A 22,599-nucleotide genomic window follows, 5' to 3' on the forward strand; every position below is an offset into this window, starting at 1 on the left:
ATCCAACCAATTCTATGAAAAAAATCAGCCTGTTTTTCGCCCTGTTCCTCGTACTGGGCCTGGGTAAATCCTTTGCCGGTTACCTGAACGTCATCAACATGACCAATTGCCCGTTCCAGTTCTATAGCGGCATCGGTTCGATCGTAAGCGGTTCTACCACCTACCAGTTTACTTTCGGTACGGTCAACATCAACCCCGGCTCCAATTTCTTTGCCAACCCTACACTGCTGACCGGCTTTGCCACCAATGCGCCGGCAAGCGCCCAGGCCAGCGGCTGTGTAGAGATCACCAAGGTAAACGGTCCGGGTGGCGCAGCGTTCCCGATCGGCAAAATGGCGCCCTATACTACTTATGCAAGCACCAACAACCCTACTTGTAATGCAGGCAATAACTACACCATGACCTGGAATACCGGCAGCAACAACTGCGACGCCGTTATCCTGATCTTCTAAGGCTTGCCCTTATTCTTCGGGCAACAGCCGTCTTCCTTCCGGGAGACGGCTGTTGTGTTAGCGGCAGTATCATCTATACCTTACCAGCCGCTTCTTTGTTGTATTTGTTTTTATAATCCAGCGGCGACAAACCGGTTATTTTCCTAAAGACCTCGCGAAAGGCTTTTACGTCGGCATAACCAACCTCGTACATTACTTCCTGGATGGTTTTACGTGTCGTTTCCAGGGCCTTCTTGGCCGACTCTATTTTTACCCGTTGCAGGTATTCGAGCGGGGTATTACCGGTTGCCTTTACAAAGCGCCGGTCGAAGTTCCTGCGCCCGGCCGAAAACCTTTTGGAGAGCGCGGCTACCGATACCTTATCCCTGAAATTAGCCTCCAGGTATAGTTGTGCTTCTTTAACCAATTCGTCGCCATGTGTTTTCTGCCCGGTAAATATCGTGAAGGAAGATTGTACCTGCCGGTCTATATCGATCTGAAATATCTTGGAGCAATAGATCGCCGTTTCGCGGTCATAGTATTTTTCCACAAGGTACAGCAGGAGGTTTAAAAAGGAGTATCCGCCGCCGTTGGTATAGATGCCCTGCTCGTCGGTGATGACCTGTTCTGTTTTTAAATGCACCTCGGGGTACAGGCTGCGGAAGTGATCGGCGGCATTCCAATGGATCGAACAATTGCGTTTGGCCAGTAAGCCCGTGGCTGCCACCATAAAAGCACCGGTACACATACTGGCTATTTCGGCGCCATTTTTATATTGCCGCGTCAGCCAGTCTACCAGTTGTATATTACCTTTCACAGCCTGTTCAAAGGCAGGGTTCAGCGAGGGCACCAGGACCAGGTCGGTCTTATCCAGCGATGCCAGGTCCACCTGCGGCCTGATGGTGAGCAAACCGTTGATAAAGGCGGCTTCCGGCGCCACACCGGCCGTTTCGATTTTAAACAAGGGCCTTTTCCCCTGCCGTACCCGGTAATCGTTGGCCCCGGTAAACACCTGGTAAGCGCCAACAATACAGGCAATGGTACTGTTAGCCGTTTGTACATCGGGTACGAGAATGGTCAAGTGTTTCATAGGTCTAGCTTATTAGATGGACAATGACGTACAACCCTATACAGGTCCTGTATTTGCTGTACCTGCCGTCCTGTAAAATTAAGCAATAGAACTGTCCGGATCAACCCGTCATAAAGTCTAAGTAGCCCCCCTTCAAAGTGTATTCCGGTCCCTAATTTTGTTGTGGCATACAATGCCGTTAATACACCTGTATTTCATAAACTTAAAATTACAACACTATGGATAACCCCAGTTTTAGCACGATATTGATCGTAGACGCCCCTCCCCACGAGGTTTTCAGCGCCATCAACCAGGTACGCCGCTGGTGGTCTGAAAATATTGAAGGAGATACCGACCGTGCCGGTAGCGAATTCCGGTACCACTACCAGGATGTACACCGGGCCAGGATAAAAATCGCAACGATGGAGCCCGACCGGAAAGTGGTATGGCATATCCTCGACAACTATTTTAAATTCAACGAGGACCAGCAGGAATGGACCGGTACAGATGTGGTGTTTGCGCTACAGGAAGAAGCGGGCAAGACCCGATTGACGTTTACGCACGAAGGCCTCGTACCCGAATATGCCTGTTACGATTTATGCCGCGAGGCCTGGACCCATTACATCCAGGACAGTCTTAAAGCACTTATTACGACCGGGCAGGGCAAGCCTACACCCAAAGACGATACCGTGTATGAAGGCATGGAAGCAGCTGAAGATGTTACTACCGGCAAGAGCATCTGCCACCGGTTGCTGATCAAAGCGCCGGTAGAAAAGGTATACGCGGCACTAAGCAGCCAGGAAGGCCTGGCCGGCTGGTGGACACCCGATACCGTGGCGCAGCCTGTAACAGGGAGTATCGCCCGTTTTTCGTTCGGGGATTACACCAAAGAAATGCAGATCGAGATCCTGCAACCTTACAGCAAGGTAGAATGGCTGTGCTTGAAAGCTGTACCGGAATGGATCGGCACGCGGCTCCGCTTTACCCTCGACCCGCATCAGAAAGGATGCGTACTCTCGTTCCGTCATGAAGGCTGGAAGGACTATACACCCGAGTTTGCCTCCTGCAGCTTTGACTGGGCGCTGTTTTTCAGGAGCCTCCGGTTGCTTTGCGAAACGGGCAAAGGACTACCTTATCCTCATTTTGACCAGTAAATGGATCAAGCGGAATTTGGGGTATTAAAGATCGAGCCTGCAGATGTGTTTCTATGTATTTATTGGAGGGAAATAAACAGGGAACGCTCAAGCGATCCGGGATAGATAAATTTACTACAATACCAGGTCCCGGCGGGCGAAGGTGATCCTGCGAGATTCTTTAGATGTCCCCGCGGGGTCTCCTGCAAAGGGACCCTGCGGAAAACAGTGGCGCTTAAGCTATCCCGGATAGATAAATATCCCCCCTACCAGGTCCCGGCGGGCGAAGGTGATCCTGCGAGACTCTATAGATGTCCCCGCGGGGTCTCCTTCAAAGGGACCCTGCGAAAAACAGGAACGCTCAAGCGATCCGGGATAGATAAATTTACTACAATACCAGGTCCCGGCGGGCGAAGGTGATCCTGCGAGATTCTTTAGATGTCCCCGCGGGGTCTCCTGCAAAGGGACCCTGCGGAAAACAGCGGCGCTTAAGCTATCCCGGATAGATAAATTACTACAATACCAGGTCCGGCGGGTGAAAGTGGTCACAGTGAATTTTATTTTTTCTCGCAGCGAGCGCGGCGGCGCGACGAGAAAAAACCCGTATTCCACTGCTGTAAATAGTAGTAGCTGCCAAGCTATGTAAATTCGTAGTGAGGCACTACGAATAGCTAAGTTCGCCTCCTGCAGCTTTGACTGGGCGCTGTTTTTCAGGAGCCTCCGGTTGCTTTGCGAAACGGGCAAAGGACTGCTTTATCCTCATTTTGACCAGTAAATGCAGGACACAGAAAAACCTGCCCGTGTAACACACAGGACATGAGGGATTATACAAAGGGTACCAGGGGAGCACAGGCGCCGGTAAGAAACCGGTCTGTGGAGGGAAGCGATTCTTAAGAGCAAACCTTTATAGGCGGAGGCTGTTCGGCATAAAGAATAGCGGGTAATAACGCAGTTGTACTGCGCGGGTGTACTTCAGTGAACGCTTACAGGACGGGAAGGAGGCTAGCGCTTGCTGCCGAATTCCCGTTTAAAGTCCATAAACTTCTTTACCGTGTAAGTCACCATGCAAAGCACGATCAGCAGACATACGCCTCCGAAAATGTAACTATTAATCATAACAGGAAAAATTTAATTCGAAGGTACAAATTAAATATGTTCTAATTCGTTAATTTAAACGAACCTCCAGGTTTTACATTTTTTCTGAAAAGGAACTAAAAAACCAAGACATGCGATATCACTGCATTCCAGGCGCTAAACATCATCGTCCGAAGTACTTTAGCGAACCGAACACATGAAACATTTAACATTTTATTACAATATTTAAAACTTGAAATTGTAGGTGATACTGGGCAGTATCGGGAAAATGGAGATCTGTTTTACCTTAACGGATGCGCCGGACCGCAGGGTGCCTTCGGTATCGACGTAGATGATATAAGGATTCTGCCGGCTGTAGACGTTGTAAATAGAAAAAGCCCAGCTGCCTTTCAGCCTTTTATTGGTATTGCCCTTGGGCGTATAGATAACCGACAGGTCGAGCCGATGATAGGGGAAGATCCGGTACTGGTTGATCTTGCTGTACTCCTGAATCAGGTTCTGCTCTATAAAGTAATAACCCGTAGGCAGTGTAATAGCATTACCGGTGCCGAATATGAATACGCCTGAGAAGGTTATTTTTTTATTGAGCTCGTAGCTGCCCACCAGCGATATGTCGTGCCGGCGATCGTATTTGGCGGGGAAGCGTTCCCCAAAATTCAGCTCCTTAAACTGCCGCCAGGTCCAGGACAAGGTATAACCGATCCAGCCGGTAAAGCGGCCCTTGGTCTTGTTGATAAAGAACTCTGCGCCATAGGCCTCGCCGGTACCCGATACCAGGTCCAGCTCCGGATCGCGCAGGGAAGTAGGCGTATACCCCGCACGGTATTCCCTCTGATTACGCATGTCCTTGTAATACACCTCCACCGAGGTTTCCACCGCATTATCGAAGAAATTTTTAAAGAAGCCCAGGGAGTACTGCCAAGCCTTTTGCGGTTGTACCAGCAGGGTGCTGGGCATCCAGATATCGGTAGGTAAGGTAGAACCGTTGTTGGACACCAGGTGTATGTATTGATAGGTCTTGCTTACACTGGCCTTAAGCGACGAATTGGCCCCCAGCGCGAAACGCAGGTTGAGCCTGGGTTCCCAGCCCCCGTAACTTTTTACCAGTTGGCCGGGAGCATAAAGCGTGCTGTCGGTACGGTTGCCGTTGCCATCCGACCGGTAGTCGGCGTAGGGCCCCACCTGCCCGAACCAGGAATAACGGATACCGGCATTCACTTTCAGGAAAGAGCCGATATCAAATTCGTCGGACAGGTAAATGCCCGCTTCGTGTGCATATTTTTTCAGCGCATTATTGGGCTGCAATTCGGTAGTACCGCTTTTGCCCGATACCTGGTTGGGTGTAAAAGTATGGTAGGTATAATTGGCGCCGAACTTGATATGATGGTTGAACGTGGTATAGTAATCGAAGTCGGTTTTAGCATTCCAATCCCGGATACCCGAAGCAAGCGTGATATCAAAATCGTTTTGCGAGCCGCTGAACTGGAAGTTATAATCGTTGTATACCGCCGTGGTATTGACAAACAGCTTGTCGTTGAACTGGTGATTCCAGCGCAGCGTACCTGTAGTATTGCCCCAGGGCACATGCGCTTTAAAGTTGCTGCTGTTAAACGAGAATACGTCGCGGCCGAAGTAACCGCTCAGGTATATGCGGTCGCGCGCACCCAGGCGGTAATTGGCTTTCAGGTTGGCATCGTAGAAGTAATAACCCGATCCTTTGGCATCGCCTTTGAGGAAAGGTTTGGTGATGATATCCACATAAGTACGCCGGCCGGAGAGCATAAACGAACCTTTCTCTTTTACGATAGGACCTTCGAGCGTAAGCCGAGAGGCGATAAGTCCGATACCGCCTTCGCCATGATACTCGCGGTTATTACCCTCCTTCATCGATACATCCACCACCGAAGATAAGCGGCCGCCGTACTGGGCCGGCATACCACCTTTGATCAGCGTTACATTTTTGATGGCATCCGAATTGAATACCGAGAAGAACCCGAACAGGTGGCCGGTATTGTACACCACGGCATCATCCAGCAGCACGAGGTTCTGGTCCGGACCGCCGCCACGCACATAAAAACCCGACTGGCCTTCGCCGGCCGATTGTACCCCGGGCAGTAACTGTATGGCTTTAAGAATATCGGATTCCCCGAAGATAACCGGCAGCTTCTTAATCTGCTCGGTCGTAAGCGATATCACACCCATTTGCGTGCTTTCCACGTTATGGTCGGCACGCACATCGCTGATCACCACCTCTTCGGCCTGCACCGTATGCGGCTCCAGCGCTACGTTCAGCTCCCGGCTTTCGATCAGGTTGAGCGTTTGCGTACGCGTATCGTAACCAAGCGAAGAACAGGAAACCGTATAACTGCCCGGCGGCAGGCTTACCGAGTAAAAACCGTAGACATTAGTACTGACGCCGGTTTGCGCTTCCTGTACATAAATCGCGGAACCGATCAGGCTTTCGCCACTGGCCGCATCTTTTACATAACCGCTCAGGGTTACCTTCTTCTGGGCGGAAGCAGGTATCCACAGGATCAATAAAAAGGAAGACAATAAAAATCTCATGCGCAGCAGCAATGGCAGACAAATATAAATATACCACTTTAAAATAAATCGCTGTTTTGGAAAGATGCCGGGTTTATTTTTAACTTTACGCAGATATGCGTCTTATCCGATTTCTTTTGCCCTTAGTGCTGGCCTGCAGCTGGATCATCCTGCTTAACCGCCCGGCAGGTTCCATACCCGCCCTGGGCCGGCTATTGAACCCGGTAAACGGTTACTTTGCCAATGCCGAACCCGCAAGCGAAAGCGGGCAAAGCTTTTTTATACCCCGCGAAAAACTGAAGCAGTCGGTAACCGTGCGCTTCGACGATCGCCTGGTACCGCATATTACCGCACAAAACGACGAAGACCTTTATTTTGCCCAGGGTTATGCCCATGCTTATTACCGCCTCTGGCAAATGGACATGCAGACCCGTGCCGCAGCCGGCCGGATCAGCGAGGTGGCCGGTCGTAAGGCATTCGACTTCGACCGTAAGCAACGCCGTAAAGGCATGGTGTGGGCCGCCGAAAATTCGCTGAAGGCCATGGAAGCCAATCCCGACACCCGTAAGATACTGGATGCCTATACCCGCGGCGTTAATGCCTATATCAACGGGCTGACCTTTAAAAGCTACCCGCTGGAGTACAAGCTCATGAGCTTTGCCCCCGAGCCCTGGACCAACCTGAAATGCGCCCTGCTGTTGAAATACATGGCCGACGACCTTACCGGCAGTTCAGACGATATAGCCATGACCTACCTGCGCGACCTGTTACCCGCGGCCGAATTCGACAACCTTTACCCCGATAAAGCCGAAGGCAGTATGCCTGTAATCCCTGCCGGTACTGCATTTGCGCCCCCGTCCAAACGGGTGCCCCCCGTACCCGCCGGCGAACTCTTTGCCCACTTCGATACGGCCAAAGCCGCGAAGACCGCACAGTACCGCAATACCCCGGCCAGACAGCCCTCCGGCATCGGCTCCAACAACTGGGCCCTGGATGGCAGCCGGACCAGCAGCGGCGCCGCCCTGCTCTGCAACGATCCGCACCTGGGGCTCAACCTGCCCTCCATCTGGTACGAAGTACAACTGACTGCACCGGGCATCAATTGTTATGGCGTGTCAATACCCGGCGCCCCGGGCATCGTGATCGGGTTTAACGACAGCATCAGTTGGGGTTTTACCAACAACTACCGCGATGTCAAGGATTTTTACGAGATCCGCAGCGAGGATCCGCGCCTGTATTTTTTTGACGGCAAAGAGATCCCGTTTAACCTGCGGTATGAAAAAATTATTATCAAAGGCGAAGAGCAGCCTTTTACCGATACCATCCGGTTCAGCATCCATGGCCCGCTGATGTACGACGAACATTTCCCGGAGCCTTCGGGCAGCGGCAAAACGCTGGCCATGACCTGGATGGCGCACCGCGCAACCAACGAGCTGCTGTCGCTGTACCTACTGAACCGGGCTGCCAATTACGACCGGTTCGTGAGCGCGATCCAGCATTTCGAATGCCCGGCACAAAACTTTATTTATGCCGACCGGCTGGGCAATATCGCCCTCTGGGGACAAGGCCGTTTTATCAACAAATGGAAAGACCAGGGCAAATTTGTAATGCGCGGCGATATCAGCGCTACCCTATGGGGCGACACCCTGCCCATGCAGGAAAACCCGCATGTATTGAACCCGCCGCAGCACTACCTGAGCAGCGCCAACCAGGCCGTAACCGACAATACCTACCCTTACTGGTATAACGGCGACTTCAGCGAATTCAGAAGCTGGGCCATCCACCACTTCCTCAACGACAGCCTGCGTAAAAGCGCCGCCGATATGATGGCTCTGCAGAACAACAACTGGTCGTACCTGGCAAGCCGCTTATACCCGCTGTTACAGGCCCGGGGCATTATGCCTGCAACCTGGAACAACGACTATGATGCGCAAAGCAAGACTGCACTGGCCTTCCAGCTGACCTGGCAAAACCTGTACAACAATATCTGGCAGGACGAATTCGGCAAGGTACCCGACAAGCTCTACCCTTCGCCCGAAAGAACCCTGCAACTCCTGCTCGAGGACAGCGCCTCGGCCTATTACGACGACCGCAATACGCCGGAACGGGAAGGATTGCAGGAGATCGTACAACGCAGTTACCGGCAGGCAACCGACAGTATCGGCAAACTGGAGCGAGCCGGCCAAACCGCCTGGTACCAGGTTAAGAACACCTCGGTAACGCACCTGGCCAAACTGCCCGCCTTTAGTTACAACGAACTGCCAACCGGCGGATGGGGCAATACCATTAATGCCATGAAACAAAACCACGGGCCCAGCTGGCGGATGATCGTCGAGCTCGGTAAAGATAAGATCGAAGCCCATGGCGTATATCCCGGCGGACAGTCGGGCAACCCCGGCAGCAGGTACTATGCCTCCCTGCTCGACTATTGGGTAAAAGGCAAATATTATACCCTTAATTTTAATCCCGCAAAATAGGCGCGGATCAGCCGCCCTGTTTTACCGGTCATATTTTTATGCGCGAAGGACAATTTATAAAACGGAATAAAGCACGCTGGGACAGTTACCAGCAGGAAACAGAAGACCCCGACGAAATGGCTAAACGTTTTACCTACCTGGTAGACGACCTGGCCTATGCCAAAACCAATTACCCCTTCAGCAAAATCGTAAAATACATTAACGGGCTCGCTGCGGGTATTTATCTTTCCATCTACCGCAATAAGAAAGAGAAAAGCAACCGCCTGGTCAGCTTCTTTAAAACCGAACTGCCGCTCATCCTGCACAGCCACAGGCGCGTCCTGTTGTTCGCCTTCCTGTTCTTTATCACCTTTATGGCCATCGGCATCTTTTCGTCCTGGCAGGATCCCTCGTTTGTACGCGGTGTACTGGGCGACAGTTATGTCAACATGACCGAAGATAATATTGCCAAAGGCGATCCCTTTGGTGTGTATAAGGACGCCGATGCGCTGCTTATGTTCCTGCAGATCGCCTGGAACAATATCAAGGTATCCTTTCTCTGTTTTACCCTGGGTATCTCCTGCTCCGTCGGCACCTTATGGATGTTGTTCAATAACGGGTTGATGGTAGGGGTATTCGAACAAATGTTTTTTGCACATGACCTCGGGTCCAAGTCGATACTCGTGGTCTTTATTCATGGTACGCTGGAGCTGTCTTCCATTGTGATTGCCGGCGGTGCGGGTATGATCATGGGTAATGCCATACTTTTCCCCAAAACCTATTCCCGTATCGAATCGCTCAAAAGGGCGGCCAAGGACGGGGTCAAGATCATCATAGCCCTGATCCCCATCTTTATCGTCGCTGCTTTTTTTGAAGGCTATGTAACGCGGTATACCGAAATGCCGTTGCCGCTGAGCATCAGTATCCTGCTGCTGTCCCTTTCTTTTATTGTCTGGTATTTCGTGTTGTACCCGCGTGCGGTATATCAGCGCATGAACATGCAGGAAGCTGCTTTTCAAGAAAAACAATGAACGACTATTCATTTTTAGGTAAATTTGCCGCTTCAACCGATAAACGCGCCCTACAGGCAGTTTAATTTTTTTGCATGACAACTACTTTTTCGTATCCCTACCCAGTACATCATACTTCCGTATTGTACAATGCGCTCGACATTGCCTATATGGACGAAGGGCAGGGAACAGACACTATTATATTTGTACATGGCCTGGGCCACTCCGCCCTGGGCTGGGTTAAGAATATCGATTACCTGAAGCAACACTACCGCTGCATCGCCATAGACCTGCCCGGCAACGGGCTCTCGTCCAAAGGCGAGTATCCCTACAGCATGTTTTTCTTTGCAGAGGCTGTTGCCGCATTGATCAGCGAATTAAAACTGACCAATGTATACCTGGCAGGCCACTCCATGGGCGGACAGATCGCCATGACCCTGGCACTGCACCACCCCGGGCTGATCAAAGGACTGATCCTCTGCGCACCGGCGGGCTTCGAAACCTTTAGCGAATGGGAAAAAAGCCTGTACCGCAATACCATGTATTTTGTAGATATGGTAAGCAACGAAGAAACCAGCCTGCGTAAAGCCGTGCAGAACAGCTTTTACATTATGCCCGATAATGCCCCGGCCTTTATACAGCAACTGGTAGACCTGATGCACCTGCAGGACCGCTCGCACTACCGGTATATGATCGAACGCTGTATCAGCGCGATGCTGGAAGAACCGGTATACGACCGGCTTACCGAGATCAAGCTGCCGGTACTTACCTTATTCGGGGAACGCGACAACCTGATCCCCAACCGTTTTATCCACCCGGTGTCCACCAGGAAACTGGCTACCGAGGTGGTGGCAAAATTTGAAAATGCCCGGCTCGAAGTGATTGCCCAATGCGGGCATTTCCTGCAATGGGAAAAAGCGGCACAGGTCAACAGCTTTATCCGCGACTTTATTAACTGACAACCCAATTAAAAAAATATTACATTGATGAGAAAAATACTTCCGCTCCTCCTGGCTACCACGGTAGCCATAGCCTCCTGTTCTTCGCCGGGCGGACAGCATACTGCAGTCGCTTCGGATGACGACAGCCTGCAGATCCGCTTTTCGCAGTTTTCAGAACACTTTATCGAATCACTTTGGATCCAGGAGCCGGAATGGGCCACACAGCAAGGTTATCATAAATGGGACAGTATACTGACCGTACCGGATAATGCCAGCCGCAGCAAAACCCTTTTATTTGCCGGTAAAAACCTCGACTCGCTCAAAGCCTTTAAAGTAGCGCAACTCACCCCATCGCAACAAACCGACTACTACCTGATCCACGACTACCTCGAAGGCCGGAAATGGAACATCGAGCAGCAGCAGGACTATACCTGGAATCCGTCGGCCTATAATGTTACCGGCCTGCTGGCCTTTATGCTGAGCGAAAACTATGCCCCGCTGAGCCAGCGCCTGCAATATTGTTACAAACGTATGCTGCAGGTACCCGCTTATTACGCAGCAGCCAAGGTACAACTGCGTAACCCCGTGCCCGAGCTTACTGCGCTGGCCATAGACCAGAACAGCGGCGGTTTATCCATACTAGAAAAAGACTTTACCGATTCCGTTAAACTGTGTATACTGCCCGCCGAAGAAAAAGACAAAATGCTCGCTGCCGCCAAAGCAGCATCAGCGGCTGTAAAGGATTATATTACCTTTCTGAAGGGCATCAAAACCACGCCCGAATCCCGGAGCTTCAGGCTGGGCAAGGCTTTGTACGAAGCCAAATTCAAATATGACATCCAATCTTCCTTTACCGCACAGCAGATCTTTGATTCTGCCGTGGCCCGCAAACGTTACCTGCACCAGGAAATGGCCAAGCTGAGCAAAAGCCTCTGGCCCAAATATTTTGGCACACAGGCGATGCCTGCCGATACCCTGGCACTGATCGGCCGGATGATCGATACCCTGTCGACACAACATGTAAAACCTGCGGAGTTCCAATCAGCGATCGAAAAGCAGATACCGGAGCTCATTGCCTTTATCAAAGCGAAAAACCTGCTGTACATCGATTCTACCAAACCCCTGGTTATCCGTAAAGAGCCTGCTTATATGGCCGGTGTGGCCGGCGCCTCCATCAGCGCTCCCGGGCCGTACGATAAAGGCGGCAATACCTATTATAACGTAGGCAGCCTGGAAGGCTGGCCTGCCGCCAAAGCCGAGAGCTACCTGCGCGAATACAACCATTATATCCTGCAGATTCTCGATATCCACGAGGCCATACCCGGGCACTATACACAGCTGGTATACGCCAACCGTTCCCCGAGCCTGGTAAAGACCATATTCGGCAACGGCGCTATGATCGAAGGCTGGGCCGTGTACACCGAACAGATGATGCTCGAAAACGGCTATGGCAACAATGAGCCCGAAATGTGGCTGATGTGGTATAAGTGGCACCTGCGCACCGTATGCAACACCATACTCGATTACAGCGTACACGTCAACAATATGTCTAAAGAAGAGGCCCTGCACCTGCTAACCAAAGAAGCCTTCCAGCAACAGGCCGAAGCCGAAGGCAAATGGAAAAGGGTAAGCGTGACCAGCGTACAGCTGACCAGCTATTTTACCGGCTACAAAGAAATTTACGACCTGCGCGAAGCCATCCGCCAAAAAGAAGGCAGCAAGTTTAACCTGCGTATTTTCCACGAGAAATTCCTGAGTTACGGCAGTGCACCGGTCAAGTACATCAGCAAGCTGATGTTGGCTAATTAAAAGTTAAGAAGGCATATCGGTAACGATATGCCTTCTTCAATAATTGGCAGAGCCGGGGATTTGCCTTATACTTGCAGGCATGAGTCCATCCTACTGGAAACGTTGGTACATCGCAGTTCTGCTTTGGCTGTTCCTCCTTATCTTATTGTTCACCTGGTTTACCTGTAGCTGGCAATGAGTACACTGGACTGGATCATCATGCTGGTTACCCTCGTACTGATTATCGTGTACGGGATATGGCAGGGCCGCGGGCAAAGCGGGGCAGATACTTACCTGAGGGCCGGGCAACAAATGCCCTGGCATGTAGTGCTGCTGGGAATTATGGCTACACAGGCCAGCGCCATTACCTTTCTGTCGGGGCCGGGCCAGGCCTATACCGATGGTATGCGCTTTATCCAGTATTACTTCGGCCTGCCCCTGGCTATGATCGTCATCAGCGCGGTATTCGTGCCCATCTTCCAGAAGCTGAATGTATTTACCGCATACGAATACCTCGACAAACGTTTTGATCGCAAGACCCGCCTGTTTACCGGCATCCTCTTCCTGTTTTCACGGGGCGTATCTACCGGTATCAGCGTGTATGCGCCGGCCATCATCCTCTCCACCATTTTCGGCTGGAATATATACCTGACCAATATCCTGATCGGCGGTCTGCTGATCATTTATACCTATACCGGTGGCGCCAAGGCCATTGCCCATACGCAGAAGATACAGTTCAGCATTATCCTGGTGGCTATGGCCATTGCCGGTGTCATGGTCGTGCTCCTGCTACCCAAACAGATCGGTTTTACCGATGCTTTGTACCTGGCCGGCAAATCGGGCAAGCTCAATGTCATCACCACCAATTTCGATCTCAAAGACAAATACAACCTGTGGTCGGGTATCCTGGGCGGTTTCTTCCTGGCCCTCTCCTACTTCGGTACCGACCAGAGCCAGGTAGGCCGCTACCTTACCGCCAAAGATCTGCGCGAAAGCCGGCTGGGCCTGCTGATGAACGGTATGGTGAAAATACCGATGCAATTCCTGATCCTGCTGATCGGCGCCCTGCTCTTCTCCTTCTATACCATCAATAAGGCCCCGCTGTTCTTCAACGAATCGGCCGAAAAGAAAGTAGCGCGCATCGCACCGGAGGCATACCAGCCGCTTTATATCGAGCATGAGCTGACTACGGCACGCAACCAGGACATTGCCTTACAACTCGTAACCCTGCGCCACCAAAAGAACCCGGCCGATAGCAGCGCAGAAAGACTATTGCTGGGTAAGCTGAAAGCCGGTCAGCACACCGTGGAGCAGCAGCGCAGCGAAATGACCCAACTGATCAAGACACATAAAACTGCCGTTGCCGAACCCGACAACGACAGCAATTATATCTTCCTGCATTTCGTACGGAACTACCTGCCCGCAGGCATGATCGGTCTTTTATTTGCCATTATTTTCCTGGCCAGCTGGGGTTCTATATCGGCTGCGATCAATTCGCTGGCCTCCTCTACCCTGGTCGATTTCCACCAGGTGTTTGCCCGGGAACCGCTGTCCGACAGGATGCAATTGCGTTATGGCCGGTACTATACCTTACTGTGGGGCATATTCAGTATTGCCGTGGCCATGTTCGCCACCAAAATGGGATCGCTTATAGAAGCCGTCAACGAGCTGGGAAGCCTGTTCTACGGCGCTATTCTCGGCATTTTCCTCACGGCGTTTTTCCTGAAAAAAGTAAAAGGGAAGGCGGTGTTTTACGCCGCCATAGTTTCCGAAGTATTGGTATTAATGATCTATATCTTTAAATGGGTAGCCTTCCTCTGGCTCAACGTGATCGGCGCACTGCTGGTCATCGTTATCGCCTGGCTCATCCAGTACTTCAGCGACAGGGCCCGCCGCGCCGTTATCCCCGGATAAAAGGATTCGTTTTCTTTTCATGCCCGATATGCGTTGCCGGACCATGACCCGGATGTACGACTGTTGCATCAGGCAAGGTATAAAGCTGCGACTGGATACTCTGCATCAATACGTCCTGGTTGCCACCCGGCAGGTCGGTACGGCCTACACTGCCCAGGAACAATACATCGCCGCCAATGGCCCACTGGCCCGGCTCGTAATAGAATACGATACTACCCGGCGAATGTCCCGGTGTAAGCAATACGGTTACTTCGTCCTTACCCAGTTGCAGGGACTTGTTTTCTTCGATAAAGAAATCCACCACAGGCGTAGCGCCGAAGTTGAAGCCAAACATCATGGCCGAACCGCCCGCATTGGCCAGCACGGGTTCTTCCAACCGGTGCATGCCAAACTTGATGTTGTACTTCTGTTTCATCGCATCGATACCCAGTACATGGTCGATATGCGCATGGGTATTGATGATCTGTTGTGGTTTCAATTCGTTGTCGGCGATAAAGCGGAACATAGCCTGTTCTTCATCGACGCCATACATGCCGGGATCAACGATCCAGCATTCGTTATCATCATTGATCAGCAGGTAAGTATTTTCCTGGAAGGGATTAAAAGTGAATGTTTCTACACGAAGCATGAGATCCTGTTTTAATATGCTATGAGATTTGAAGGTGGACAAAATTAAGCCGTAATTTTTTTCCATTTTTCTTTAATTTTTTTGGAAGTTTAAAAACTGCACATTACCTTTGCACTCCGTTCAACAAACGAACAACGGTCGATTTCGTAGCTCAGTTGGTAGAGCAATACACTTTTAATGTATGGGCCCTGGGTTCGAGTCCCAGCGGAATCACAAAAGGCGCACTAAGGTGCGCCTTTTTCGTTTTAAATGCACTGAATCCGGGCATTTTCACTAATAAGGAGATCAATTCAAATCAAGGTAAACCAATTGAAATGGTGCCCCTTTCGGTGCCCAATTAAGTTTGGTAAATTTGGGGCACTGAATTTCATAAGGCTTGTGTGGTGTGAGTTTTAAGGAAATCGATGTGTTTCCAGTCAGAAGGCTGGAAATTTTTGATCACTTAAAAATGTGTAGGATGAAAAACAACGAAAAGTTATCCCTTTTGATTTGGATACGCAGATCCAAACCGGGTAAAGATGGTGCGTGCCCCATAATCGCGCGTCTCACAATTAATGGTACTGAAGACGAAATCTCTGTGGGAGTTAAAGTGATCCCGGAAGATTGGGATTTAGAGAATAAACGAACTACAATCAACAGTGCCGAGGGCAAACGCGTCAACAAGGCTCTAACTTATTTCGAGGATGACATTGATAAGGTATTTAAGCATTTGCAGTTCCAATACGCTTTTGTAACTGCCACTATGATCAAAAATGTCTACTTAGGATTCCCACCTTACTATTTAGGGGCTAAAACGAAAAAGGCGAAAGTACAGCGGGCAGAACAATATACAAGCCTCCTTGGAGCATACGATAATTTTATCGCGGGGTTTGAGGTTGAGGTTAAGGCAAAATTGAAATCAGACGGCACCCTTAGGCATTGGCGTTCCAACCGGCTTAAAGTAGCAACTTATATTAAGTCAAGATTCAATAAATCTGATATTGACCTCGCAGAAATTAAGTCGACATTTGCCACTGATTTCTTCACTTTTTTAACTACTGCAGTAGAAGAACCACTTTCTAAAGTTACTGCTAATGGCGAAATAAAACGAGTAAAGCAAATTCTCAAAATCTGTTCAGAAGCCGAGATAATTTCCAAAAACCCGATTGCTTCTTACAAATGTGGCGGTGAAAGCCAAGTCGTGATTCCTTTGGAGATGGAAGAGGTGCTTGCCATATTCAACAAGAAAATATCGATTAAACGACTTGAAGAAGTCCAGGACGCATACATATTTCAGTGTTTTACTGGTTTCGCTTATCAAGATGCATACGGGTTAGGTCCTGAAAATATAATTGTTTATGGCAACACGGGAGAACGCTGGCTCACGAAGCACCGTGGAAAGACCAACATTTATGAAATGGTGCCAATATTACCCGTTGTCGAAGCAATTATTCAGAAATATAAAGATCACCCTTATTGCAAAGCCAATAACTGCCTTTTGCCAATCAACAGTAACTACCGCTATAACTGTTATTTAAAAGAGTTGGCCGACATCTGTGGCATTCGAAGGGAACTCAATACCCACCTTGCGCGTCATACTTTTGCAGATATTATGCTAAATAACGGGGTTCCACTCGAAGATGTGTCGAAAATGCTTGGGCATAAAAATATCCGTACAACCCAGAGGTACTGCAGAGTAAATAAAGCTAGAATAAGTGTCAATATGCAGGTTTTAAAAAACAAGTTGTTCACAAGGTCTGGTAGCTTTCGAACAGGCTCATAAAAAGACTCCCCCAGTAAAAATTGATACTGGGGGAGTCTTTTTGCTTCCACTACTAAGATTCTATTGAGAAAATATAATAAGAGTTATCTTTTGTTTCCGCAGATTCAGTCAAAACTACCTTATCGAAATTCCCATCATCGGAAAATAAATCTGGATATTCTTCGATCAGTATCCTGACACATTCCGCATAAAAATCATCCTCATTTTTAAACTGGTAGCGAATTGCTAGTGCCAGAATAGGGACAAAATCCATGTCTGAGATTTCTATCGCATCCTGAAGAGTATTGTCCTGATTTGATTTAACCTTCTCAATCAATTCCTGAAAGTTTCCCCAGGATAGATTTCTCACTTTGGTGTAATGCGATTCATTGAGAAAATCTTTGCGTTTACTATCCCAATATAGTTTCCAAGCCTTATAAATGTCAATAATCAAATCTTCCTGAGTAATCTCATTATGATCTTCAAGTAACGCTCCCCAGAGTTCAAATGGAGTTTCGGTATAAATTAGATCATAGTCATCGTTGAAATACGTCTTGAACTCCCATAAAAGATCTGTATACCTGCAAACTCTAAACTCTTTATCGTCGTAATGGACATAAGCACCCTCTTTCCCGGTCAATTCAATGCTAAATTCACCTTCCTTAACACCAGCAAAACGTTTAAATGCCTCTATGTAGTTTGTCGTCTCTTCCATTCCATGATTTAAATTGAAACTACAAAGGTTACGATTTTTTAAGAATTTTAAAAAATCGTAACCTTTCTGGACAACCATTGGTTTATATACGACCTGACCATATCCACTGCCACGCAAGGACCTTCCAATTGGAAACCTCTTCCCCCTTCTGATTCTTCCATTCGCGAGAAGCGAAAAAATTAAAGAATCCTAAGGCCATCGTAAGTGGCTGACCTTTTTGAATAAACCAAATCTCGACCTGTAGTTTATTCGGTGCTATTGTTCTACCCATTCCTGAATACTTTACTGAACCTTTACCTCGCCCTGTCATTGTCTACTTTATTTTTTTCAAACATCACCTCAATATCCCCCTGGTCATAATACAAAGTGCCACCAATTTTCATGAATTTAATCACTCCTGAATCTCTCATTGATTGCAGCGTACCCGGAGCAATATCAAGAATTCTTCTAACCTCCGCCGACTTAAGCCAGCGTTTTGAAGGTTGGTTTTGCGCCTCCTTTAATAGTAGATTCAGGTCATTGAGCAGTTTCTCTCTAAATGTTTCGAGGTCATCAATTGTTATTAGCTGGTCCCTATTGATACCAGTCCTTCTTGCCTCCCTTGTCTCTTTCACTATTCCTCCCGCTTTTAACGATCAAATAAACTATGCTTCTTTTTTTGTTGGATTTAGATGGTTCATACCTGATGTAACCATAAGAAGAAAGCGCTGACATGGCACGATGATAAGTAGCCTTACCTGAAATCTTTGCCAATGGCATGATATCAGGACAGGATATTACAAAAGGATTTTTGCAACCCTCTTCAAGCCAGGTCTGAAATAGGGCGATGAAAACGCTTACAAGTATTGGATCAACTCGCGAATCATCCTTTATAGCCCTTAAGAAGTCATTTAATACTTTTAAAGCTTCCATCACACCCTTACACCTCTTTTCTTAGGAGCTTTATCCACAGCCTTATTCTCAGTTAGTTTTTCAACTGTTTTATTTATTTCTTTCTTCCAATTTTCCGCCTTGACATCTAATATGCCCTGCTTGAATACCATAACTTCATTTTTCTGTGGATTAGCTTCTAGTTCAACCTTAACCTCGCCATCTGTTATTGCGATACGCTCACCATCCTTTAGGGCCAGTACCAATTTCTCAATTAAATCCGGGTCTAATTTGGTCGATAAACTGAGCGCTTTAACACATTTTGAAACATCATAACCGTAGGTCAGTGGAAATTCTTTTAATTTAAAATTTCCCTCAGCATCCTTATCGGTGAAGTCCAACTGAATCCAACCCCTACCGTTAACCTGAACAGACCTTCCAGCCAATAGATTGTGTGCCTGTTTTGTAGATATTTCATCTTGCAATCCGTCATGAAAAATGCATGACCTGATTTCTGAGTGCTCACCGAGTTTACGATAGGTTGCCTGATAGCTTTCTATTTGATATGTTTCCAAATCATCTTTCTTAAATTTGATCTGGAACTCCATCTTTTCATTGGCTGTAACATAATGGGAAGAAACAGGGATTATAAATTCCCTGTTACCCATTTTTATTTGTTGCTCAATATTTCTTCCAATACCACTGAAGCCGGCCTTCCGTGCCTGACCTAGAACTGATGAAACCTTTTCCGCTTCTGCTCTTTTTAATTTTGCATTTCTTTGAGCAGAAAACACATTTTTAAATGTCTGGTAAATTAATCGCCTTAAAAAGCCAGGATAAAGTTGTCGAACAACTTTATCCTGCCGAACTCTAAGACCGATCAAAGCAAGCCTGTCTTCAGGTCCGCCGGAATTTCCAAACATAGATTGTAAAGATTCAAATCGACCAATCTTATCTTTCAAATAAGCAGGACTTGTGATAAATTCTTTACCAAACATTTTTTCATATCGGGCTTCTTTTTCAGTTAAGTCAGACAGTTCCCGCTCAAGAATATCCAGTTTGCTTTTCATCTCCTCTAGTTTTGTTTAATAGATTCATCCTGTTAACCTAAGCAGGGCTTTTTCCTCTTTTCGTTTTAGCACGTACGGTTTTTTCCTTAGGTGGCGGAGTAAGCGATTCCTTTACCTTATTGTCTTTTATTTCTACCTGGTTCTGTTGCTGGTCTGGTACTAGCTCTTGGCCTTCCTTTATCTTTGGTCTTTTCATGGAAAGGTTAATCCGGACCATGTTAGCATCGTATATTTTGAGTGATGTTTTAGATAATGGATGCGCTTCCACATACAATTTTTTCACAGCCCCATCAGGATGAACATATGTGGCACTCTGACAGTTGCCGCGCTTTAGGCTATCAGAAAAATCCTTCACACCTTTTTCTGTAGCCAACTCCTTAAAGTTGTACTCTGTGAGAACCTTGTCAATATCATAGCCCGATATATTTTTTAATGGATATTTTCCGTTCGCATCAGGGTTTTTAAAATCTAATACTTGCCAGGTATTGTACTTTTCATTTTTAGACGGGTCTTCCTTGTTCACTTTCACATATGTCTTGTTTATTGCCCTTCCAAATCCAAGATTAGCCGCCTGAGCATAGGTGATGGTGTTATTGATCCATTCTTTTTGCTCATTGCCATGTTCATCTTTGACTGGAACACCATTTGCATCTTTAACTATAATCGGTTCTGCTTTCCGGACCCAATAGGACTGTATGATTGGATCAAGTCCTTTTGGGGTTGTGACCATGTCAAAATTGTTGAAGAAATAGTTTCCTTTGTCCGACTGTCTGAAATAAGGAATTCCCTTTGCCTCACCGCTAATATTTTCTTTAATCAGTTCCATTACAAACCCGGGTTTTCCTTCCTGAATGTTCCTAACTAAACTCTCCTGAGGGATATCCTCCATCCCGGTATAAAACAATTGTTTACCCAGATACTCTACATTTTTCTCGTTCATCACTTTGCCTTTTCTGTATTTAATAAATAGTTTTTCTATTATCCTTAATCCATTCTTGGTTGATTAACGGATTGCTTTAGCTGCTACGATTGTTTTATTTTGAATTTTAAGACCAAGGTGCCGGCCTCCGTTCTGCTCCTGTAGTTCAATGCAAAGCAGTTTTTTGTCGGGTACTGTAAACTTGGGAAGTGCGACCACAAAATTCTGGGATGATTGACCACGTATGATTTCTGTGTTTCCTGCCACCTGAACCGGACTCAATTCAATTTCCTGAGTCGAAGTACGTTTTGATTTCTTTTTGTCCTTTATGAAGAACCGAATTGCTTCAGCAGAGTAATCTACATTCGAATTATTCTCGAGCCTGAACTGGAAATAGAGCTTGTCGTCCTTGATATAAACCCCATGTAAAAAGATGGCAACCTCATATCTACTGTCCCTGATGTTTTTTATAACAGGTTTCTTCGATGCGATCTGCTCAGTTATGTCATGTACTTTAGCTTCGTTGTCGCTTTTATAAGTGAAAAGGGCATCAGACCCAGGATAATTAATATTTTGTCCCACTTTTATATTCAACGCGGCCGGAAAGTCTGAATAGTTTAAAAGATAACTGTACAACTTACCATCACTCGTGACCACTGTAAGATTTGTTTCAGCAAAACCTTGTTTTGCCGCCTTTACCTGGAGAATATTTTCTACACCTTTAGCGATTTGAACAAGAACATCCTTGCTCCCCTTATCCACACTTTTTATTGGATATGGGAACATCAGGTTTGTAGTTTTTGAGAATGTAATTGTTAGAGGAAAAGAAGCAATTGTAGATTGCCTCACTCCATTTATCAAGCTTTGTGCTTGACTTTCGTATTGTGTAATAAACAGGATAATAAACGATATCCATACTGCGCTGATCTTTCTCATCATCGTTCTTTTTATATGATTAATACTAATTGAATTTACTTTTGCTTTTCGTCACGCAGGAGTATCTTATAGCCAGCCTTTATGGTTACTTTAATTAATTTCACCTTCTTACTAAAAAGAGATTTGGCGGCTTCCACTCCTGTGCTTGCTGCCTGGATGCCGATATTATCACTCATGGTACCAAAACTTACATCTTGGATTGCGCGGTCTGCTGACTCTTTGGCCACCTCCCTTGCAATGGCACCAGGTACGTAGATGCCTTCAAGACCATCTATATCCATAACCGACAATGTAACCGGGAAGACTGATTTCTTATATCTTATTCCGGGAATTTTAATTATTAAGCGCTCACCGGAAACAGTGGCTGTGCCAAAAATGAAATTGTCCTTAGGAATTAACTTGCCAGCGATGTATATATCATCAAGCAGCCGAAGTTTGACCGTAGAGCCATTAACAATGGTTTGCGTTTCATGAACAACCGCCGCGATCGCGTTTTCGTCGACTGCTTCCGGAGCGTAGTCATCAGCAGAGAAGAATCCGTTTTGATGATCGGATTTTTCCTGTTGGGACTGTTTCGGCAATTCAAGCAATGATATTAATTCGCGCTTTTTTGCTGAAGAAACAGCGTAAACCAAACCCTTATTTTCTTCAGATGTCTTGCGTAGCTTCTCCTGTACTCTTTCCGGATGTTGAATGTCTAAAATACGTTCAAGCATTCCATTTAGCTGAACGGTTTCCGGGTCCTGTTCCTGACCCCCAGCTTGCATACGCTCCATCATTTGCTCAAGCCGTTCCAGATCACCAGCGGATTTTGATATTTCATAATTCTTATTTTGCTGCTGAAAATTTGGTACGGAGGGCTGATTCAAAGACTGATTCAACTGTTGCAGTCTTTGGTATACTTTTGCTTCGTTCGGGTCATTGTAACCCTGCCCATTATAAGGAGAGCCTAAAGGAGCTGTTGGTATTCCACCATTAAAAGGCGGTTGTTGGAAATATGCGTTACCTGCTGTTGAAATCTGCTCTGATGGTTGCACGGCATAAGGGTCTTTTTTTAATAACTCAGCTTTTTTAGCAGAGTCTGAGGCGGCTTTATCATAATAACTCAGCTTATCAATGTCCTGATCATCTTTCAGATGAGCATCGGGTAGAACCTTATTAAGTCCTTTTTCTTCGTTACCCGCCTGCTTTGCTTCAACCGCACTACCTCCACCCAGCCCCCAAAAGAAAAGAGTTAGAAAGGGTACTACGATAAGAGGTAACACAAATTGGAATTTGCGTTGCCGTTCTTTTTTTAATTTCTGTTCTGGTGTTCCCATGATTGTTGTTTTTAATTGTT

Annotated in this window: 18 protein-coding genes and 1 tRNA gene; 9 read left to right on the top strand and 10 right to left on the bottom strand. The window is 47.4% G+C overall.

The window, feature by feature from the left end; translation table 11 throughout:
• The first annotated feature begins 14 nt into the window (after positions 1–14).
• On the top strand, positions 15–452 hold the full coding sequence (locus B0I18_RS17485; protein WP_106524031.1) for a hypothetical protein: 438 nt from the start codon (positions 15–17) through the stop codon (positions 450–452).
• A gap of 73 nt (positions 453–525) precedes the next feature.
• On the opposite strand, the gene B0I18_RS17490 is transcribed toward B0I18_RS17485, so the two are convergent.
• Positions 526–1,521 (bottom strand): GlxA family transcriptional regulator, encoded by a 996-nt coding sequence (locus tag B0I18_RS17490; protein ID WP_106524032.1) that lies wholly within the window; start codon positions 1,519–1,521, stop codon positions 526–528.
• A gap of 218 nt (positions 1,522–1,739) precedes the next feature.
• Between B0I18_RS17490 and B0I18_RS17495 the strand changes: the two genes are divergently transcribed.
• Positions 1,740–2,654, top strand: a complete 915-nt coding sequence (locus B0I18_RS17495) for an SRPBCC family protein (RefSeq protein WP_106524033.1) — start codon at positions 1,740–1,742, stop codon at positions 2,652–2,654.
• A gap of 1,299 nt (positions 2,655–3,953) precedes the next feature.
• Here B0I18_RS17495 and B0I18_RS17505 read toward each other — a convergent pair.
• Positions 3,954–6,293, bottom strand: coding sequence for a TonB-dependent receptor (locus tag B0I18_RS17505; RefSeq protein WP_106524149.1), 2,340 nt, complete (start codon positions 6,291–6,293; stop codon positions 3,954–3,956).
• 95 nt (positions 6,294–6,388) lie between these two features.
• Between B0I18_RS17505 and B0I18_RS17510 the strand changes: the two genes are divergently transcribed.
• The 5 genes from B0I18_RS17510 (at position 6,389) to B0I18_RS17530 (ending at position 14,381) form a co-directional block, all read left to right on the top strand.
• On the top strand, positions 6,389–8,749 hold the full coding sequence (locus B0I18_RS17510) for a penicillin acylase family protein (protein WP_106524034.1): 2,361 nt from the start codon (positions 6,389–6,391) through the stop codon (positions 8,747–8,749).
• Positions 8,750–8,787: 38 nt separating this feature from the next.
• Positions 8,788–9,759: a stage II sporulation protein M gene (locus tag B0I18_RS17515; RefSeq protein ID WP_106524035.1), complete on the top strand. Its 972-nt coding sequence runs from the start codon at positions 8,788–8,790 to the stop codon at positions 9,757–9,759.
• 74 nt (positions 9,760–9,833) lie between these two features.
• The gene (locus B0I18_RS17520) at positions 9,834–10,697 is read left to right on the top strand and encodes an alpha/beta fold hydrolase (protein ID WP_106524036.1); all 864 of its coding nucleotides are present in this window, start codon (positions 9,834–9,836) and stop codon (positions 10,695–10,697) included.
• Between the two features lie 27 nt (positions 10,698–10,724).
• A complete protein-coding gene (locus B0I18_RS17525) occupies positions 10,725–12,488 on the top strand; it encodes a DUF885 domain-containing protein (protein WP_106524037.1) in 1,764 nt (587 codons plus the stop codon).
• A 174-nt stretch (positions 12,489–12,662) separates the two neighbouring features.
• Positions 12,663–14,381, top strand: coding sequence for a sodium:solute symporter family protein (locus B0I18_RS17530; protein ID WP_106524038.1), 1,719 nt, complete (start codon positions 12,663–12,665; stop codon positions 14,379–14,381).
• Here the strand turns inward: B0I18_RS17530 and B0I18_RS17535 are convergent.
• On the bottom strand, positions 14,368–15,009 hold the full coding sequence (locus B0I18_RS17535; protein ID WP_181358506.1) for an MBL fold metallo-hydrolase: 642 nt from the start codon (positions 15,007–15,009) through the stop codon (positions 14,368–14,370). The two genes, B0I18_RS17530 and B0I18_RS17535, sit on opposite strands and share 14 nt — an antisense overlap.
• A 140-nt stretch (positions 15,010–15,149) precedes the next feature.
• Between B0I18_RS17535 and B0I18_RS17540 the strand changes: the two genes are divergently transcribed.
• Both B0I18_RS17540 and B0I18_RS17545 read left to right on the top strand, forming a co-directional pair.
• A tRNA-Lys gene (locus B0I18_RS17540) sits at positions 15,150–15,222 on the top strand.
• 244 nt (positions 15,223–15,466) lie between these two features.
• Positions 15,467–16,771 carry a site-specific integrase gene (locus B0I18_RS17545; RefSeq protein WP_106524040.1) on the top strand — a complete coding sequence of 435 codons (1,305 nt, stop codon included), beginning with the start codon at positions 15,467–15,469 and terminating at the stop codon, positions 16,769–16,771.
• A gap of 52 nt (positions 16,772–16,823) precedes the next feature.
• On the opposite strand, the gene B0I18_RS17550 is transcribed toward B0I18_RS17545, so the two are convergent.
• From B0I18_RS17550 to traM, 7 genes are all read right to left on the bottom strand, one after another.
• Positions 16,824–17,465, bottom strand: coding sequence for a hypothetical protein (locus B0I18_RS17550; protein ID WP_146146790.1), 642 nt, complete (start codon positions 17,463–17,465; stop codon positions 16,824–16,826).
• Between the two features lie 293 nt (positions 17,466–17,758).
• Entirely contained in the window at positions 17,759–18,079 is a 321-nt protein-coding gene (locus tag B0I18_RS17560) for a helix-turn-helix domain-containing protein (protein ID WP_245882110.1), read from the bottom strand.
• Positions 18,039–18,377, bottom strand: coding sequence for a hypothetical protein (locus B0I18_RS17565; protein ID WP_106524043.1), 339 nt, complete (start codon positions 18,375–18,377; stop codon positions 18,039–18,041). Before B0I18_RS17565 ends, B0I18_RS17560 begins: the two co-directional genes overlap by 41 nt.
• Positions 18,377–19,405 carry a hypothetical protein gene (locus B0I18_RS17570; protein ID WP_106524044.1) on the bottom strand — a complete coding sequence of 343 codons (1,029 nt, stop codon included), beginning with the start codon at positions 19,403–19,405 and terminating at the stop codon, positions 18,377–18,379. The genes B0I18_RS17565 and B0I18_RS17570 overlap by 1 nt, the downstream gene beginning before the upstream one ends.
• Before the next feature lie 37 nt (positions 19,406–19,442).
• Positions 19,443–20,345 (bottom strand): hypothetical protein, encoded by a 903-nt coding sequence (locus B0I18_RS17575; RefSeq protein WP_106524045.1) that lies wholly within the window; start codon positions 20,343–20,345, stop codon positions 19,443–19,445.
• A 63-nt stretch (positions 20,346–20,408) separates the two neighbouring features.
• Positions 20,409–21,260, bottom strand: a complete 852-nt coding sequence (gene traN / locus B0I18_RS17580) for a conjugative transposon protein TraN (RefSeq protein ID WP_181358507.1) — start codon at positions 21,258–21,260, stop codon at positions 20,409–20,411.
• Between the two features lie 35 nt (positions 21,261–21,295).
• Positions 21,296–22,579 (bottom strand): conjugative transposon protein TraM, encoded by a 1,284-nt coding sequence (traM, locus tag B0I18_RS17585; protein WP_106524047.1) that lies wholly within the window; start codon positions 22,577–22,579, stop codon positions 21,296–21,298.
• Between the last annotated feature and the right edge of the window lie 20 nt (positions 22,580–22,599).

Source organism: Taibaiella chishuiensis, assembly GCF_003014535.1.
Taxonomy (GTDB): Bacteria; Bacteroidota; Bacteroidia; order Chitinophagales; family Chitinophagaceae; genus Taibaiella; species Taibaiella chishuiensis.

What these genes read in the sequence shown, in the direction of transcription:
- B0I18_RS17485 (WP_106524031.1), top strand. Translation starts at nt 15, where the DNA reads ATGAAAAAAATCAGCCTGTTTTTCGCCCTGTTCCTCGTACTGGGCCTG.
- B0I18_RS17490 (WP_106524032.1), bottom strand. Translation starts at nt 1,521, where the DNA reads ATGAAACACTTGACCATTCTCGTACCCGATGTACAAACGGCTAACAGT.
- B0I18_RS17495 (WP_106524033.1), top strand. Translation starts at nt 1,740, where the DNA reads ATGGATAACCCCAGTTTTAGCACGATATTGATCGTAGACGCCCCTCCC.
- B0I18_RS17505 (WP_106524149.1), bottom strand. Translation starts at nt 6,293, where the DNA reads ATGAGATTTTTATTGTCTTCCTTTTTATTGATCCTGTGGATACCTGCT.
- B0I18_RS17510 (WP_106524034.1), top strand. Translation starts at nt 6,389, where the DNA reads ATGCGTCTTATCCGATTTCTTTTGCCCTTAGTGCTGGCCTGCAGCTGG.
- B0I18_RS17515 (WP_106524035.1), top strand. Translation starts at nt 8,788, where the DNA reads ATGCGCGAAGGACAATTTATAAAACGGAATAAAGCACGCTGGGACAGT.
- B0I18_RS17520 (WP_106524036.1), top strand. Translation starts at nt 9,834, where the DNA reads ATGACAACTACTTTTTCGTATCCCTACCCAGTACATCATACTTCCGTA.
- B0I18_RS17525 (WP_106524037.1), top strand. Translation starts at nt 10,725, where the DNA reads ATGAGAAAAATACTTCCGCTCCTCCTGGCTACCACGGTAGCCATAGCC.
- B0I18_RS17530 (WP_106524038.1), top strand. Translation starts at nt 12,663, where the DNA reads ATGAGTACACTGGACTGGATCATCATGCTGGTTACCCTCGTACTGATT.
- B0I18_RS17535 (WP_181358506.1), bottom strand. Translation starts at nt 15,009, where the DNA reads ATGCTTCGTGTAGAAACATTCACTTTTAATCCCTTCCAGGAAAATACT.
- B0I18_RS17545 (WP_106524040.1), top strand. Translation starts at nt 15,467, where the DNA reads ATGAAAAACAACGAAAAGTTATCCCTTTTGATTTGGATACGCAGATCC.
- B0I18_RS17550 (WP_146146790.1), bottom strand. Translation starts at nt 17,465, where the DNA reads ATGGAAGAGACGACAAACTACATAGAGGCATTTAAACGTTTTGCTGGT.
- B0I18_RS17565 (WP_106524043.1), bottom strand. Translation starts at nt 18,377, where the DNA reads ATGGAAGCTTTAAAAGTATTAAATGACTTCTTAAGGGCTATAAAGGAT.
- B0I18_RS17570 (WP_106524044.1), bottom strand. Translation starts at nt 19,405, where the DNA reads ATGAAAAGCAAACTGGATATTCTTGAGCGGGAACTGTCTGACTTAACT.
- B0I18_RS17575 (WP_106524045.1), bottom strand. Translation starts at nt 20,345, where the DNA reads ATGAACGAGAAAAATGTAGAGTATCTGGGTAAACAATTGTTTTATACC.
- traN (WP_181358507.1), bottom strand. Translation starts at nt 21,260, where the DNA reads ATGAGAAAGATCAGCGCAGTATGGATATCGTTTATTATCCTGTTTATT.
- traM (WP_106524047.1), bottom strand. Translation starts at nt 22,579, where the DNA reads ATGGGAACACCAGAACAGAAATTAAAAAAAGAACGGCAACGCAAATTC.